Origin of the sequence: Francisella sp. SYW-9 (assembly GCF_008711465.1) — a bacterium.
Taxonomy (GTDB): domain Bacteria; phylum Pseudomonadota; class Gammaproteobacteria; order Francisellales; family Francisellaceae; genus Francisella.
The window spans coordinates 1-17,792 of record NZ_VXKQ01000008.1 but is presented as its reverse complement, the minus strand read 5'-3'; the positions used below and the strand labels follow the sequence as shown (position 1 = coordinate 17,792).

The window sequence follows — 17,792 nt, the reverse complement described above, 5'->3', positions numbered from 1 at the left end:
TGATTTCAAAATAATTACTTAATTTGCTGTAAATATCAACAGTTGCACAGCTTAAAATTTATTTTGAAATATAATTAATCTATAATTTATGGATATTCTCTTAATTATAAGTTGAAATGATTGATAAGCGAAAAGGTTTTGCTATAGCTTTATTAGTAATAATATGTCTTTTAGGAGTATTATATTATTTCTTTAGATCTAAAGTAGAAGTTATACCTGGATATATTAGTACTGATATTAGATATATATCTTCAGACGAAAGTGGCAGACTTTTAGATCTAAAGGTAAGAGAAGGTCAATATATTAAAGAAGGCCAGCAATTATTTATATTAGACTCATCAAAAAATCAGACTCTTTTAAAATCAAATAAATTTTTATATAAAGCATCAGAGGCGATAGCAAATAATTTGTCAAAAGGTAAAAGACAGCCATACTTAGATAGAACTAATCTCGATATAAGAACAGCCAAAGCAAACTTAGAAGTAGCAAAAGATGAATATGTACGTCAGAAAGCTTTATTAAAGGATGATAGTACTTCTAAGAAGCAATTTGAACAAGCTAAGGGGAAGCTTGTTGAGGCGATAAATCAAGTAAGAAATCTTGAAGTTATGCAAACTATGAATAAGATGCCAGCTCGAGAAGATCTAGTTGCAGCAGCAAATTTTATGTCTATGTCTGTTAATAGTAACTCAAATTATTTACAACAGAAAATAAAATCTGCTGATGTAAAGGCTATTCAAGATGGTTATGTCTATCAAATTTTTTATAGAACTGGAGAGGAGGTGAGAGCTTATAGCCCTGTTATTACGATTATTAATCCTCAAGATGTATATGTGGTATTTTATGTATCGAAAGAGGATCTAGCAAGAGTGAATTTAGGCCAAAAAATCAATATTAAAAATACTGATGGTAAAAATATTCAAGCAGAAATAAGTTATATATCTAATAAAGCTGAATATACACCTCCACTACTATATGGTATAAACTCTGATTCAGAAATATCCTTTGAAGTTAAAGCTAGAGTGAAATATTCACCTAAAAATTCGTTGATTCATATAGGAGAGCCTATAAAGGTAGAATTACAATGAACCAAAGCTTAAAAGATAACTTTATTATTGATGTAAAAAAACTGACTAAAGTATATGGTGAAAAAACTGTTGTAGACAATATTTCCTTACAAGTAAGAGAGGGTGATATTTATGGTTTTTTAGGGCCTAATGGTTCAGGTAAAACTACATCGATAAGAATGGTTTGTGGTTTGCTGCCAATAACAAAAGGAGAGGGGACTTGTCTTGGTTATGATATTGGTACACATGCTAGTGTTATCAAGCAGCAAGTCGGCTATATGACACAGAAGTTTACATTGTATCCAGATCTAACAGTCAAAGAAAATCTTATAATCTTTGCTAGATTACATAGTCTAAAAAACATCAAAGAGGCTGTAGATAAAACTATCGATAACCTTCAAATGGGTAAAGCAAGAGCAAATCAAAAGGCTTATGAGCTTTCAGGTGGCTGGAAGCAAAGACTAGCACTTGGAGTAGCAACAATTCATGACCCAAAACTTTTATTATTAGATGAGCCAACTGCTGGAGTGGATCCTAAAGCAAGAAGAGAGTTTTGGGATTATATTTCAACTTTATCTAGTAAAGGTATAACTACACTGGTTTCTACTCACTATATGGATGAGGCAGAAAGATGTAATAAGCTATCTTATATTGCGTATGGTAAGTTACTATCTAGTGGGACACAGAAAGATATAATAGATAGTTGTGGCATCAAAACATATAATATCTCGGGAAAAAATGTTTATAAAGTTGTTTTAGAGTTGCAGAATAATAATGAGATTGAGCAAGTTTCTATGTTTGGTAGTAGTGTACATTTAAGTGTTAAAAATAATGTAGATGTAGCAGATATACAAAAAGAATATAGTGAGTTTGAATGGCAAAAGATAGATACATCTTTAGAGGATGCATTTATATTTTTAATGAAAAGCCAACAGGATAATTTTGCATGAAGTATTTTGATATTAATAGATATTATGCGATTTTCTTAAAAGAAGTTATTCATATGCTTAGAGATAAGGTGACTATTGGACTTGTCATAGGTATACCTTTGATTCAAGTAATACTTTTTGGCTTTGCTATTAATATGAATCCAAAGCACTTAAACACGGCTCTTGTTAATAACGATAGAACTCTACAGACAAATTATCTTATAGAGAAAATTAATAATACAAAATATTTTGATATTAAGTATCAAAACCTTTCACGCAATCAAGCTATGACTTTGATGCAAAAAGGTAATGTTCAATTTATAATAGATATTCCACCAAACTTTACGAAAGATGTTTATCGTGGGCAGTCACCTGATATTTTAATAATCGCTGATGGAGCAAACTCTGGTACAGGTGCTGCGTTAGATGCTATAAATAAAGTTAAAGCTATATATAGCCAATATTTTTCAAATAAATCTCAAGTTCAGCAAAAGCAGCCATTTAACTTTGTAATTCATAATAAATATAACCCAGAGAGTAAAACGCAAAATAATATTGTGCCAGCTTTAGCTGGAGTTATTTTAACAATGACGATGGTTATGGTTACATCTTTGACTATAACTAGAGAGAAAGAGTATGGTACTATGGAGTCTTTGCTTGCAACACCTGTAACTTCTTTAGAAATTATTCTTGGTAAAATAACTCCGTATATAGTTGTGGGTTATATTCAGCTGTTACTAATTATATTTTTTGCTAAAGTAATATTTGGTATAACAATTGTTGGTAGTATTTTATTATTGCTTGTCGCGACATTTCCTTTTATTATAGCAAATCTCTTGGTGGGGATAACTTTCTCAACAGTTGCTGATACACAACTACAAGCAATGCAAATGACATTTTTCTTTTTCTTGCCATCGATATTACTATCTGGATTTATGTTTCCTTTTGAAGGAATGCCTGAATGGGCTCAAGTTATAGGTAATATATTGCCGCTGACTCATTATCTAAATATAGTTCGAGGAATTTTGCTAAAAGGAGCTGGTTTCTTTGATATATTAAATAGTATATATCCTCTATTAATTTTTATGGTTGTAGTGGCTGTTATTTGTTTAAAAAAATATAAAAATACAATTTAATTTATTTAAGTGAAATTTTGTTCTACTTAAATACTAACTACTTTTATGGTATCTTTATAGCCCTAAACTTTAACTAAATATAGTTAGCTTGAATATGTTTTGACTATAGGATCCATGATTATAGATTTCATAATTAGATTCTACTATCAAGTCCTAGAATGACATACTTTTCGGGTTGGCTATGGTAAAAAAATAATAATAGGAAGTAAATTGTTAGATTATAAAAATACCTTTATAGGTAGAAATATAAAAAGTGATGTTCTATCTGGTATAGTTGTTGCTGTTGCTCTAGTACCTGAGGCAATAGGTTTTTCTTTGTTAGCAGGAGTTTCACCAACAGTTGGTTTATATACAGCATTTATACTTGGTTTTATTACAGCGTTAGTAGGTGGTAAGCCAGGTATGATCTCTGGAGCTACTGGCTCTGTAGCAGTTGTTTTAATTGCTCTAGGGATACATATACATGCAATTATTCCGGCGGATATTTTGCATAGTATGACCAAAGAGCAAACAAGCATGTACATTCTGCAATATATATTGTTATGTACGATTATGGCTGGAGTATGGCAGATTTTAATTGGTTTATTTAAACTTGGTAAGTTTATTCGGTTAGTTCCTCAACCTGCAATGTATGGTTTTGTAAATGGTTTAGCAATTGTGATTGCAATGGCTCAGCTTAGATTTTTCCATGATGCAAATATATGGATGTATGCGTTGGTAGTTATTACAATGGCTATTGTATATTTTGTACCTAAAATTACAGATAAGATTCCATCAGGACTTGTGGCTATTGTAGTTGTAACAATAGTAGCTATCGCATTTAAATTACCTGTTGAGAATATTGGTCAGTACCAAGATATATCAGGAAGCTTCCCAACTTTTGCTATTCCAGATTTTCATTTAACATGGGCGTCTTTCTGGATTGTATTACCTTACTCCGTATTAGTTGCTTTAGTAGGTCTTATAGAGTCTTTACTAACACTATCTGTTTTAGATGAAATGGATGGTAAAAGAGGTAGTGGAAACCAAGAGTGCGTAGCCCAAGGTGTTGGTAATATAACTTGTGGCTTCTTTGGTGGTATGGCTGGTTGTGTAATGATTGGTCAATCTATAATCAACTTCACAAATGGTGGTAGAGGACGCCTATCATCACTAACAGCAGCGATTTTGTTGATTAGTTTTGTAGTTGTATTATCTCACTGGATATCATTGATACCATTAGCTGTATTGGTGGGTATTATGTTTATGGTTTGTGTTAATACTTTTGCTTGGGAAAGTACTAATAGACTTAGATATATGCCAAATTCAGATAAATTAGTATTGATTATTGTAACTGTTATTACAGTTTATGCAGATTTAGCTGTGGCTGTAATCTCTGGTGTGATTGTATCAGCACTAGTATTTGCATGGAAAAACTCTCAAGTAAGAAGTAGAACTCATCGTGAAGAAGATGGTACAAAAGTATATGAATTTTTTGGACCATTATTTTTTGGTTCAACAACTTCTTTTATAAGCTTGTTTGATTTACAGCATGATCCTGATAGTATTGTTTTAGATTTTGCTAATTCTAGAGTTATGGATATATCAGGTGCTGAAGCTATAGATACAATAACTAAGAAATATCTAGATATAGGTAAAAAGGTTACTTTACGACATTTAAGTGAAGATTGTCGTGAAATATTGAAAAATGCAGGCCCATACTGTGTTTTTGAAGAGATTGACCCAACATATAAAGTAGCGAGGGATATATAAAAATGGAAAAAATAAAAATAAATACTAACAATGCTCCTCAAGCAATAGGTCCATATGAGCAGGCTATAAAAGTTGGAGGTTTTGTTTATACCTCAGGCCAGATCGCTTTGAGACCAGATGGAAGCATATCAGGCGAGTGTATAAAAGAGCAAACTACTCAAGTTATGCAAAATTTAAAAGCTGTATTAGAAGCTGCAGGATCTAGTCTAGATAAGGTTATTAAAGCTACTATCTTTATCAAAGATATGACAGAATTTACTACAATTAATGAAATATATAGCTCTTTCTTTAATGATAACTTCCCAGCTCGTTCATGTGTTGAAGTTGCTAGATTACCAAAAGATGTCCGTGTTGAAATAGAAGCTATTGCTATAGCTGATTAACTACTAATTTAATCCTGTTAAAATAATTTAGAAACTATATCTATTTAATCTACGCATTTATCTCTTTTATAAGATAAGTTTCTAACATTCTGTATGCCAATTCTTAGATGATTATTTTTCTCGAATGAATCATAAATTTTAAATACTACTAACTTTCTTAAGTGCAGTAAAAAGCTTGTTTCTCTAAATTTTACAATGTAGGTTTTGCATGTGTTTTGTGTAAGAATTAATGAGGGACAATATGGAAATTAAATTAAGAGAAATAATATCTACTAATGAGGAGCTCTTATTTCTTAATTTATTAGAGAGACAGATAGAACAAACTATAGCAGAATTAATTAATAAATCTCAGTACTATAGTGAGAATGTTGTTAGTGCAGAGTTACTATTATCTTTGTTAAAAGAGAACCTATTTAGATCATTGTTGAATATTATTACTAATGTTTGTGCTTTGGAGTTAGCTTCAGCAAGTCGAGAAGGTTATTTAAAGGGAGAGACACCAAAAGATCGCTTTTATTTTTTCTGTGAAGAGTTGAAAAAGAAAGAGCATCAGGAGGCAATTTTTGAGAAATACCCTAAACTCAAAGAAAAAGTATCTTTTGTTTTAACTAATTTTATAAGTGCAAATATTGAAATGTTAGATCGACTAAATGAGAATTTAGATGGTCTACAGAATAAGCTATTTAATGATGATACTGTTAAACTTATTAAAGTAAGTGCTAGTGGAGATACACATAGATTAGGTCGTAGTACACGAATTCTTACCTTTAGATCAATCAGTGATACAACTAAGGAATATAAGTGTGTATATAAGCCAAGACCATCACAAATTGATTGTGAATTTCAGTCATTTTTTAGATGGCTTTCTCAAGAGTCAAAAATAAAGTTTTATACTCATAAAATACTTGATTATAAAGATTATTCTTGGTCTGAATTTGTTACTTATAAGTCGTGCGATATACAAGATGATATCAAAGAGTATTATCAAAACTTAGGGGCAATGCTTGCTCTTGTCTATGTTTTATCAGGATGTGACTTACATTTGGAAAACATTATTGCACATGGCAAGTATCCTGTGATTATAGATTATGAATGCTTTTTTACACCTAGTTTTTATCAAATAGAATCTGAATATATGCAGACGCGAACTTTCGTTTCAGATAGTTTAATTCTGCCTTGTCGCTCATTTGCATCTGATGAACATAAAGGTATAGATATGAGCGCTACAAATGGTGAGGGTGGTCAGGAAGCGCCTATTGCATCAGCTTATTGGGAGAATAAGGGTACAGATAGTATGAAAATAGCTAAGAAGCGCTTTACTATGAAAGCTGCCGATAATATTCCAAATATAAAAGGAGAGAGAGTCAGTATTATTAACTATCAAGATGAGTTTAAACAAGGATTTGTAGAAATATATAGATTCTTTATGGAGAATAAAGAGTTATTTTTAAGTGATCAGTCACCATTACAATTTTTTAAAGGCTTAAGGGTTAGGGTGCTTACGCGATCGACTTCAGAGTATGCCCAAATACTAAATAATACAAATCATCCAATGCTATTAAACTCTGCTACAGAATATGAAAAATATATAGATAGTAACTTATATCGTAATGAATACCATTGTAATTATGAGCAAATTATAAAACATGAAAAAGAGGAGTTAAAATATCAAGATATTCCTTATTTTTACACTACTACAGAAGGCGATACTATATATGATGGTCAAAATAGAGTTGTTAATATATCTTTAGAGAGTTCTGGTTTTGACAGAGTGAAGCAATTACTTAACATTCTATCTAAAGAGGATTTACATATTCAATATCATATAATAGAAGCTAGTTTTAGTAGTATTAATTTAGAAGATGAAGTAATTAAGGTTAGTTCGTATAACGATCCTAAAGATTATTCATCTGAGTTAGTTTTCCTTTCAAAGTATTTTTTATCTAAGATAGAAGCATTAAAGATTGATAATAATGGATTTATCTTTTGGCCAACACTTAAGCTTTATAATCAATCATCAACACCGAGCTTTACTGAGCTTGGTCTCTATGATGGTCTTTTAGGATTTATGTTATTATATGCGTATGCTGGGGAAATTATAGATTCTCATTATAAAAAAGTAGCTAAACAGTGCTTGGATAGTTATTTACGTAGCTTATCCCAGTCTTATATTCAAAGTGAGTTAAGTATTGATGGATATGGAAGCTTAGGAGGAGGAGTTTTTGTACTTGGTCAGTTATATAAACTATGGAAAGATCCTGATTTAATAAAGCATATAGAAAAGTTACTAAAAATAGGGCAAGAATTAATTGCTGAAGATAATACGTTTGATATTATAGGAGGATCTGCAGGGTATATTACACAGCTGCTAACAGTATCCTCCTTACTTAAAGGAAGTTTGATTTTTGAAGATTCTTTAGATCAATGTGTGAATAGAATACTAGAGTGTTATCCTAATCCTAGTATGCTTTATGAAGGATATAAGTTTGATGGAGATCAACCAATAATTAGTTATTCTCATGGTACTACTGGTATAGCCCTTGCGTTAGCTTGTTATGATGAGCATAAATGTACTCAGAAAGTCAAACAATGGATTGATCAAGCATTAGAGTATGAGAAGAGCTGTTTTGATGAAAATGAGAAGAATTGGCAAGATCTACGTGGAGAAAGCTCAGGTGTTAAACATGGGCAAAGCTGTGGTGTATCATGGTGTCATGGAAGTGTTGGTATTGGTTTATCACGTTTAAAGTTAGCAAAGATATTAAATCAAGAGTATTTGTTAGATGACTTTAGTACTTCTCTAGATACTACTATTGACCAAATGAATAATCAAAATTGTCGAAATTTATGTCATGGTTTAATGGGATCATCAGAGCTTCTTTTACAAGCTTATCAAAATGATTATATAAATGAAGATACTTATAAAAAGTATATTAATGGGTTACTATCTAAAGTTATTCAAAATGAGTATTGTGATCCTCAAAGTTATTGTGCTGGAATAATGCTTGGAGAAGCTGGTATAGTCTATCAGTTATTAAGGCTTTATAAGCCAAATATAGTTCCTTCTGTTTTAATTTAGAAGAAGCTTTTTAAATCAACTATTAAATAAATCACTCCATTGATTTACAGCAAAATATTAAATAATATTAAGCTGTGTTTGATAGTAATATTGATTATCATTACTTAAAATTGATTGGGTAATAGATACCGTTGTCAAATGCTATAGTTAAGTTATCTATATAGCTTATAAAATTAAAATTTAATAAATAAAAATAATGAGGAGAATATATTATGATAGCAAAAGAAATTAATATTGCTGATCTAAAAGAAACAAATTTACAATTGCAGCCAGATAATGTGGTAAAGAATAAGATAAACGCTACTTTAACGGCTCCAGGTGGACACTGTACAGAGACTACAGATCCAAGTTGTGGCTAAACTTTCGGTTTCTATTAAATTTATTGTTTGAATATTTTTTATTTTTGCTCTTTTGCAAAAAATTATATAAATATATAAATTGAAACTACTACTATCATTATAACAGAAGGGTAGAATGTTAGAGTGAAACCTAAAGCTCTAGCGCCAGCACCTTTATGATAGTTTAAAAAGAACAAGATTCTTCCTATTCCAAAAGTAATTGCTGCAAAGACTATAGCAGATAAACTAGTTATTGGCATTGTTACTGCCCATGATGTATATGCTACAAGCACAATACAAAATTGTTCTAAGGTATTTTGTATCAAAGCTTGTAGAACCTTAGCTTTTTGAGAACTATTTGTTAGACCGCTACCATTTATATCCTCACTACTAAAAAAACGATGCTTTGCTAATCTCGCTACAGAGATTATTAAAAATAAAGCAGGAATAAGAAGAGCTTTTAAAGCAATTGAAAGTTTGTTAGATGTGTTTTCAAGATGGAAGATATCACAAATCGAACCAATAAATATAATTAGAATAGATAAAGTTAGTCCTATTACCATTCCATAAAAAACTTTTTTTTGCTCTTTTGTCATTTTATAAGTACACGTAATTTAATATTTTTATTATGGTTCTATTTTCTAATATATGCAAATCTTAAATTAATTGGAAACTAGTAATTATAGTTTAATTAATCTAAGCTGTTTGCTAAATTTAATTTAGGTTGATAAAAATTGTGAAGATTAATAAAAAATATCTATTTTTAAATAGATAAAAGTCTCTTGAAAATTAGGTAAAAATTTAAATACTAAATAAAATTTATTACTTTATCAAAAGCAATATAAAAAATAAATTTAATTTTTGGTTTTTAGTAGTAAAATTATAAGAAATAAGTGGTGGGTTGTACAGGATTCGAACCTGTGACCAATTGGTTAAAAGCCAACTGCTCTACCGACTGAGCTAACAACCCGAGGAATGTTGATTATTATACTTATCCTATTTGCTGTGTCAACACTTTTTGCTGTTTTTTTCGATTTAATTCTAAAATTTCTATAGGATGCTTAATTGTGTGTCCTTCAATACGCTTAACTTGGCATCTACAAGAGAATCCAGTTGCTATAGAGTTTCTAATTCCAGACTGCTTTATTTTATCTTTCCAGCTTAAATTATAGATCTGTTTTGAGCCATCTACATGTTTAGATTCATGACCAAAGCTACCTGACATGCCACAACACCCAACGTTAGCTATTTTTGTATTTATACCAAAGTAATTAAGAATCTTTTGCCAATCGCTAGTTGCTGTTGCAGATAGGGATTTTTCTGTACAATGATTAAATAGGTTAAACTCATTTTTTATCATATTGTTCATTTGTGGCAAATCTTCTAGTTTTGTAACTAGCCACTCTTGAAGCATTTTTACTTTAAATCTTATTTGATCGCCACAAATCTTACGATATTCATCACGGTATACTAGAGTCATAGCTGGATCAATACCAATCATCTCAACTTTAGTTTTAGCTATTTCATTGTAGAGTTTGGTTGCTTTTAGAGCTTGTTTCTTAAAGTATTTTAAGAAACCTTTCACATGTGAGGGCTTACCATTTATTTTAAAAGGAGCAAAATAAACTCTAAATCCTAAAGCTGTTAAGAAATCATATAAAGTTAGTACTATATGAGTATCATATAATGATGTGAATATATCTTGTACAATACAGACAGTTTTTTTTCTTTGCTCTATTGATAAGCTTTCTAGCTCTTGGATATTAAATTCAGGAGCATTCCTTTTTTTTAGTTCGACTCTTAAATTTAAAGAACTTATTAAAGGAGTGTCAGCAAACCCAATAGTGTTTGCTAAGCCAGCTCTAACAAATTGTATATTAAATATATCATTGAAGATTTTTGGCATATATAAATTTATCTTTAAGATAGATTCACTATGTTTAACGAAGTAATCTAAGGCTGGTCTTTTGTATCGAGAATGATAATTTGCTAAAAACTGTGATTTCATAGTAGGTATATCAACTTTTATAGGGCATCCTGTAATACAAGCTTTACAGCCTAAGCATTTATCTAAAGAATCATAAACTTGATGTGAGAAATCATTAAGAGTATCCTCAGATTTTTCGTAACCAAAGCTATCCTCTTTATCAATTGTAGAGTAGCCTTTTGCAGCTAGCTGATTTAGCCATTCACGTAAAACAGCAGACCTTCCTTTAGGTGAATATAACCAGTTCCTACTAGCCTTAGCTGAAGGGCAGATAACCGTGTCTAAATTATAATTTAAACATTGAGAGTTACCATTACAATTATATGCACCAGAGAATTGTTGACGCATCTCTTTTGGAACTTGTTCATCTAAATACCCTCTAAAAGGACCATCAACTTTTACTAACTGATCTTTACTACCGTTAGGTACAGTTATCTTACCTGGGTTAAGTTGATTATGTGGATCAAAAGCTTTTTTAATGTGACCTAAAGATTCATAAAGTTCTTCACCAAAATAATCCTTTAGATACTCACTTCTGTGGCCATGTCCATGTTCAGCACATAAGATACCGCCATATTTTCTGACAAGTTCACTAACTTTTTTTGTAATTTGTGCAACCTTTTTATAATCTTCAGGAGAGCTCATATCCAAAGCAGGGCGGATATGAAGACAGCCAACATCAACATGACCAAACATGCCATACTTGACACCATGAGAGTCTAGTAGTTTTCTTAGTTCTGCAATGTAGTCTGCTAATCTTTCAGGAGCAACTGCAGTATCTTCTATAAATGGTACTGGTTTACGATCACCTTTCATTGCACCGAGTAGTCCTACGCCTTTTTTACGAAGTTCCCATAGACTACCCATCTCAGAAGGACTTTCTGTTAGGTGAAAGATTGCTCGCTTATCTAATAATGTCCTCTCTAGTTTTGCAGTTTTAGTGTCTAACTCATGCTGTGAATCAGCAATAAACTCTACAAGATTTATAGCTACAAGGTTTATCGAAGTATCTTTTTCAAGCATATATTTTATTTTCGGATAAATCTCATCATCCTTGGCTATTTCAACAATATTGTTATCAATGGTTTCTATTGCAGAAGGATTTGATGGTAATAAGTCTCTAGCAGCTTTTAGTGCTTTATCAAAGCTATCATAAGAAATACTAAATAGCGCTTTGTATTTTGGTTTTTTAGTAAGTTTAAGAGTCATCTCTTTAACAAAAGCAAGAGTACCCTCTGATCCAGAAACCAAATAGCTAAGATTGATACTATTATCTTTTTTATCATAGGTTTTAGCTAAGTTATAACCTGTTAAAAATCTGCTTAATTTAGGTAGTTTTTCTTCAATTAAAGAATATTTATCTATTATTTGTCCAACTACAGTTGAATATATGTTCTTTTCAACTTCACTTAGATTACCTTCTTCTAGGTCATTTAGTTTTATTTTTTTCGTTGTTAGTTTTTGTCCGTTGACTAATGTACATCCTAGCTCTAAAACATGTTGGCTAGTGCGACCATATATTCTTGAGCCTTTACCACAAGCATCTGTATTTACCATTCCACCTAATGTTGCTCTATTACTTGGTGATAGATTGGGAGCAAAAAAGTATTCAGTGTCTGCTAAAGCATCATTTAATTGATCTAATACAACACCAGGCTCTACTCTGACAAATTCTTTTTCAATATTTATTTCTAAAATATTATTCATATAGCGGCTTGAATCCACTATAACTCCAGCACATAATGAATGTCCTGAGGTACCAGTACCTCCTCCTCGTGGCGAGAACTTTACCTCTTGATATTCTTTTTTACTAGCTAAAGCAAAGATTCTATTAACATCGCTTTTATTTTTTGGAAAAACTACTAGCTCTGGAACAATAAAATACACACTGTTATCCATAGAGGTGGATATCCTTGAGGCGTAGTCAGAATGGATATCACCTTCAAATTTCATTCTTCTTAGCTCTTCAGAAAAAGCGGTTATTAAGACATTTAAAGTGTTCACACTATCAAGAGTTGGTAATTTATTTTTTTTTATAGATTCTTTCATAAAAGCCGACATAAATAGTAATAGGGGACTACTAATAGATTATATAAGAAAACTAAAGGTACATAAATAAGAAACTCAAGTTAGAAAGTTATAAAATTAGTAATTTGAATTTATAGCGTTTGTTAGTTATTATAAAACGATAATAAATTTTTATAAAAATGAATAAGGAGTACAAACTTTTATTATGATTGAACAAGTTGTTCGTACATTAAAAAACTCTTTTGGTAATATAATCGAATGGTATGATTTTTCATTATATGGATATTTTGCAACAATAATTGCAGTTCAGTTTTTTCCTAAGACTAATGCCTGGGTAGCCTTGATAGCAACTTTTGGAGCTTTTGCTGCAGGATTTATTGCAAGACCTATAGGCTCAGTGATTTTTGGAAGGATTGGAGATAAGTTAGGTCGTCACTACGCCATGAATATTGCGATTGTTTTCATGGCAATACCAACTATAATGATGGCCTTTCTACCAGGATATAACAGTATAGGAATTTGGGCACCAATACTATTAGTTGTAGTGCGTGTGCTACAAGGTTTGTCTGCTGGAGGGCAGTTCGGTAATCTGATGACTTTGACAGCTGAAGAACAAGCATTTACAGGATTTAATTTAGCTGTTGCATATTCAGCATCAGTTGTAGGTTTTCTTCTAGCATCTGGACTTAGCTATATTGCCATACATTTCTTACCAGAATCTTGGCAATATTATGCTTGGCGTATACCGTTTGCGTTAGGATTCTTTTTATTATTGATACATTTCTTTATAAAAGAAGATAAGAAAATAGAGAATACTGATAATAACTTTAAAGTTGAGCCTGTTCGAGACTTGCTTAAGCATTATCCATGGCGTTTAACATTAATTATTTGTTTATCAACAACAGCGATGGTGCTTTACTACTTAGATATAACATATATGGTAACGTATATGGAAACTGAGCTTAATCTTAGTCTTTCTACAGCACTAGCTATAAATACTGTTAGTATAGCAATTATGTGTATCGTTATGCCTTTAGCAGGATATTTATCTGATATAATAGGTCGTAAGAAGACACATATTGCAGGGTATGTGATGTTGTTAGTCTTATGTGTGCCAATGGTTATGTTTATGCAATTAAGGAATGTGGCGTTAATAACTTCTATGGTTATTGCTATGGCTGCTTTGACATCTATAATACAAGGTGTATCAACACCATATTATACAGAAATTTTCCCACCTAGAGTTCGAGCAACAGGTTGTTCGATAGGCTTTGGTTTTGGAGCATCCTTATCTGGGTTCGCGCCAATGATAGCTACTATTATTATGGGATGGCTATCTCCAACTGTAGGACTGTGTTTACTTCTTCTAGCTGTAGCTGTTATAGGGTTAATTATAGCTATTATAATTCCTAATCAGCAGGTTGAAGTACGGAGATTAAATAGCATGGAAGAGGTCCTAGCTAATTAATATATTATTACGTTACTACAATATTATCTTTTAAAATTCATAATTTTAGTGTATTTATATCCTTGAAAAAATAGCTTAGAAATTAGAAAATATTTAAAAATTTCGTATCAAAGCAGACAAACTTTAAATATAAAGTTATAATTAGCTCTGTATTGAAAAATGATTTCAAAAGTTAAAACTTTTTGAGGATAATTATGAAACAAACTACTTTATTAGTAATTCTTGATGGCTGGGGCTATAGTGAGAGTGACTACTTCAACGCTATTAAAAATGCAAATACTCCAACTTGGGATAACATCTGGGATGAATTTCCAAGAACTCTTATTGATGCATCTAGTCTCTCAGTAGGTCTTCCTAGAGGTCAGATGGGTAACTCCGAGGTAGGTCATGTGAATATAGGTTCTGGTAGAGTAGTTTATCAAGAACTTACAAAAATTGACAAAGCTATCGAAGAGAAGACTTTTGGTGAAAATAAAGCGATTTGTGATGCTATTGAAAATGTTAAACAAAATAACTCAAGTCTACACTTGATGGGTCTACTTTCTCCTGGCGGGGTTCATTCTCATGAAGAGCATATTTTTGAGATGATAAAAATTGCAAAGCAGAAGGGTGTTAAGAAAGTTTATCTACATGCATTTTTAGATGGTAGAGATACTCCTCCTAGATCAGCAGAAGAATCAATTAAAAAAGCTGATAAGCTATTACAAGATCTAAACCTAGGCTATATAGCAAGTGTTTCTGGAAGATACTATGCTATGGATAGAGATAATCGTTGGGATAGAGTTGAAAGAGCCTATAATGCTATAGCAAATGCAGAAGCTGAATTTATCTATAATAATGCTCTTGAAGCATTAGAGCAATCATATGCTCGCGATCAATCTGATGAGTTTGTAATACCTACTTGTATTAAAAAAGATGATAAGTTAGTTAAAGTTCAAGATAACGATAGTCTTATTTTTATGAATTTTAGAGCTGATAGAGCTAGAGAGATTAGTCATGCTTTTGTGGATAAAAGTTTTGATAGTTTTCCAAGACCAAAGCATTTAAATATAAGCTTCACAACACTGACAGAGTATGATTCTAAACTTGAGTGTGCTGTAGCATTTCCTCCAGATCAGCCAGTTAATACTCTAGGTGAAGTATTAATGAAAAATCATAAAACACAATTAAGAATAGCAGAAACGGAGAAGTACCCTCATGTGACATTCTTTTTCAATGGTGGTAAGGAAGATCAATTTGAAGGAGAAGATAGGATTTTGATTCCATCTCCGAAAGTAGCTACTTATGATTTACAACCAGAAATGTCAGCGCCAGAGGTTACAGAAAAATTAGTTGAAGCTATAAAAAGTGGCAAATATGATTGTATAATGTGTAACTATGCGAACTCTGATATGGTTGGACATACAGGAAACTATGAAGCTGCTATGCGCGCGATAGAGTATCTTGACCAATGTTTAGCTAAATTAAAAGATGTGATACTTGAGCATAATGGCAATATGTTTATCACAGCGGACCATGGTAATGCAGATATGATGCTAAACCCAGAGACTCAAAAGCCTCATACAGCTCATACAACAAACCTTGTACCGTTTGTATATGTTGGCCATAAAGAAGCTGAAGTTGTTATCAAAGATGGTAAGCTTTCTGATATTGCTCCGACTATACTTAATGTAATGGGTATACCTCAGCCTAAGGAAATGACAGGCAAAACTATTTTTAAATTTGAAAAATAAGGATTTTAGAAAAAATGCTTGATGCAAAATATATCAAAGATAATCTACAAGAAGTAGCTGAAAAACTTGCAACAAGAGGTTATAAGTTTGATATCTCAGAATTTGAAGCAAAAGAAGCAAAGAGAAAACTATTACAGGAAAAAACTCAAGAACTTCAAGCTGACAGAAATACTATCTCGAAAGAGATTGGTAAAAGAAAGGCTAAAGGTGAAGATGCGAGCGATATTTTTACCAAAGTTAATGAGATAAATGAAGAGCTTAAAACTGTTGAAAAACACCTAAAAGCTTTACTTGAAGATATTAATGATAGTTTATTAGGTATGCCAAATATTCCAGCTATGGATGTTCCTGTCGGTAAAGATGAGGATGAGAATGTTGAAATAAGAAAATGGGGAACTCCTCGAGAATTCCATCCTGAAGCTCAAGCAAAAGATCATGCTGATATTGGTGAAATACTTAAGATGATCGATTTTAAAGCAGGGGCAAAGATTACGGGTAGTCGTTTTGTTGTTTTGAAAAGTAAGATAGCTAAGCTACATCGTGCTTTAGCTCAGTTTATGCTTGATATACATACAGAAAAGCACGGCTATGAAGAGGTTTATGTGCCATATATGGTTAATAACGATAGTTTGTATGGTACTGGCCAGTTACCTAAGTTTTCAGAAGATCTCTTTAGGCTAGAGGGTGATTTTGAGTATAGTTTGATACCTACAGCTGAAGTTCCTGTTACAAACCTAGTTAGAGATGAGATATTAGATACAGAATCTTTACCTAGATATTATACAGCTCATACTCCTTGTTTTAGAAGTGAAGCCGGTTCTTATGGTAGAGATACTAAAGGAATGATTCGTCAACATCAATTTGAAAAAGTTGAGCTAGTACATATTACAACTCCAGAGAAAGGCGAAGAGTCTTTAGAACTTTTAACTTCGCATGCTGAGAAAGTATTACAAAAGCTAAATCTTCCTTATAGAGTGATGAAATTATGTACAGGTGATATGGGATTTAGTGCTAAAAAAACCTATGATCTAGAAGTTTGGTTACCATCTCAAAATACTTATAGAGAAATTTCTTCTTGCAGTTGGTGTGGTGATTTCCAAGCACGTAGAATGAAAGCTAGATATAAAGATCCATCAATGAAAAAACCAAAATTAGTTCATACTTTAAATGGTTCTGGCTTAGCTGTTGGTAGAACATTATTGGCGGTTATAGAAAATTATCAGCAAGAAGATGGATCTATTATGGTTCCTGAAGCGCTTATAAACTATATGGGTGGTGTTTCTGTTATTAAATAGACATGGAATTAATCATCTTAAGACTCTTGAAGAGTCTCTTTGGGTAGAAGAGACTAGATTTGATGTGTCATATATTAATAATCTTTTGGCTGACGATTTTTTTGAATATGGACGTTCAGGTAAAATTTATACTCGAGAAGAAATATTATCTCATCCTTACCAAAAGATAAATGCTACAATACCTCTTAAAAATTTTAAAATTCACAAAATAACTAAAAATGTTTATCAAGTTACCTATATTAGTGAAGTTGGTATAGATAAATTAAAATCTAACAGAAGTTCAATTTGGTTATATTCTAATAACAGTTGGAAACTAAAATTTCACCAGGGAACACCTATAAATAATTATTAAAGATAATCTCTAAGTTTTGTACTACAATAGATATTACGAAAAGGGTTGTAAAACCTTATAAATATTTTATATGTTAGAGGTGTTCTTGATGTTAAATATTTTAAAAATAATAAAGCGTCAGATCGATGTATTGGAAAGTAAACTTTGGTTTAATCCTTTCGCGTACTGTATATTGGCTATATTAACTATTTATATATGCTATTTAATACAGCAATTAAATATAAATTTTGGGGCTGTCCTAGATA

Annotated in this window: 13 protein-coding genes and 1 tRNA gene; 11 read left to right on the top strand and 3 right to left on the bottom strand. The window is 31.6% G+C overall.

Annotated features, from left to right (window positions below; translation table 11 throughout):
- Positions 1-116: 116 nt before the first annotated feature.
- From F3D62_RS03750 to F3D62_RS12715, 7 genes are all read left to right on the top strand, one after another.
- Positions 117-1,088 (top strand): HlyD family secretion protein, encoded by a 972-nt coding sequence (locus F3D62_RS03750; RefSeq protein ID WP_150466912.1) that lies wholly within the window; start codon positions 117-119, stop codon positions 1,086-1,088.
- Complete coding sequence (locus F3D62_RS03745; RefSeq protein WP_150466911.1) at positions 1,085-2,017, top strand: ABC transporter ATP-binding protein; 933 nt, start codon at positions 1,085-1,087, stop codon at positions 2,015-2,017. The genes F3D62_RS03750 and F3D62_RS03745 overlap by 4 nt, the downstream gene beginning before the upstream one ends.
- Positions 2,014-3,132, top strand: coding sequence for an ABC transporter permease (locus F3D62_RS03740; RefSeq protein ID WP_150466910.1), 1,119 nt, complete (start codon positions 2,014-2,016; stop codon positions 3,130-3,132). Before F3D62_RS03745 ends, F3D62_RS03740 begins: the two co-directional genes overlap by 4 nt.
- Before the next feature lie 210 nt (positions 3,133-3,342).
- On the top strand, positions 3,343-4,884 hold the full coding sequence (locus tag F3D62_RS03735) for a SulP family inorganic anion transporter (RefSeq protein ID WP_150466909.1): 1,542 nt from the start codon (positions 3,343-3,345) through the stop codon (positions 4,882-4,884).
- A 2-nt stretch (positions 4,885-4,886) separates the two neighbouring features.
- Positions 4,887-5,267 (top strand): RidA family protein, encoded by a 381-nt coding sequence (locus F3D62_RS03730; RefSeq protein ID WP_150466908.1) that lies wholly within the window; start codon positions 4,887-4,889, stop codon positions 5,265-5,267.
- A gap of 241 nt (positions 5,268-5,508) precedes the next feature.
- Entirely contained in the window at positions 5,509-8,346 is a 2,838-nt protein-coding gene (locus F3D62_RS03725) for a type 2 lanthipeptide synthetase LanM family protein (RefSeq protein WP_191092529.1), read from the top strand.
- Between the two features lie 212 nt (positions 8,347-8,558).
- Positions 8,559-8,705, top strand: a complete 147-nt coding sequence (locus F3D62_RS12715) for a hypothetical protein (RefSeq protein WP_191092528.1) — start codon at positions 8,559-8,561, stop codon at positions 8,703-8,705.
- A 62-nt stretch (positions 8,706-8,767) separates the two neighbouring features.
- On the opposite strand, the gene F3D62_RS03720 is transcribed toward F3D62_RS12715, so the two are convergent.
- The 3 genes from F3D62_RS03720 to F3D62_RS03710 form a co-directional block, all read right to left on the bottom strand.
- Positions 8,768-9,280 carry an MAPEG family protein gene (locus F3D62_RS03720; protein WP_150466906.1) on the bottom strand — a complete coding sequence of 171 codons (513 nt, stop codon included), beginning with the start codon at positions 9,278-9,280 and terminating at the stop codon, positions 8,768-8,770.
- Between the two features lie 298 nt (positions 9,281-9,578).
- Positions 9,579-9,654 (bottom strand) — tRNA-Lys (locus F3D62_RS03715).
- Between the two features lie 21 nt (positions 9,655-9,675).
- Positions 9,676-12,708: an FAD-binding and (Fe-S)-binding domain-containing protein gene (locus tag F3D62_RS03710; protein ID WP_150467093.1), complete on the bottom strand. Its 3,033-nt coding sequence runs from the start codon at positions 12,706-12,708 to the stop codon at positions 9,676-9,678.
- 196 nt (positions 12,709-12,904) lie between these two features.
- On the opposite strand from F3D62_RS03710, the gene F3D62_RS03705 reads away from it, so the two are divergent.
- From F3D62_RS03705 to F3D62_RS03690, 4 genes are all read left to right on the top strand, one after another.
- Entirely contained in the window at positions 12,905-14,167 is a 1,263-nt protein-coding gene (locus F3D62_RS03705; protein WP_150466905.1) for an MFS transporter, read from the top strand.
- A gap of 194 nt (positions 14,168-14,361) precedes the next feature.
- Positions 14,362-15,900: a 2,3-bisphosphoglycerate-independent phosphoglycerate mutase gene (gene gpmI, locus F3D62_RS03700; RefSeq protein ID WP_150466904.1), complete on the top strand. Its 1,539-nt coding sequence runs from the start codon at positions 14,362-14,364 to the stop codon at positions 15,898-15,900.
- 14 nt (positions 15,901-15,914) lie between these two features.
- Positions 15,915-17,195 (top strand): serine--tRNA ligase, encoded by a 1,281-nt coding sequence (gene serS / locus F3D62_RS03695; RefSeq protein WP_150466903.1) that lies wholly within the window; start codon positions 15,915-15,917, stop codon positions 17,193-17,195.
- Positions 17,176-17,547 carry a DUF4440 domain-containing protein gene (locus F3D62_RS03690; RefSeq protein ID WP_191092527.1) on the top strand — a complete coding sequence of 124 codons (372 nt, stop codon included), beginning with the start codon at positions 17,176-17,178 and terminating at the stop codon, positions 17,545-17,547. Before serS ends, F3D62_RS03690 begins: the two co-directional genes overlap by 20 nt.
- Positions 17,548-17,792 lie beyond the last annotated feature (245 nt).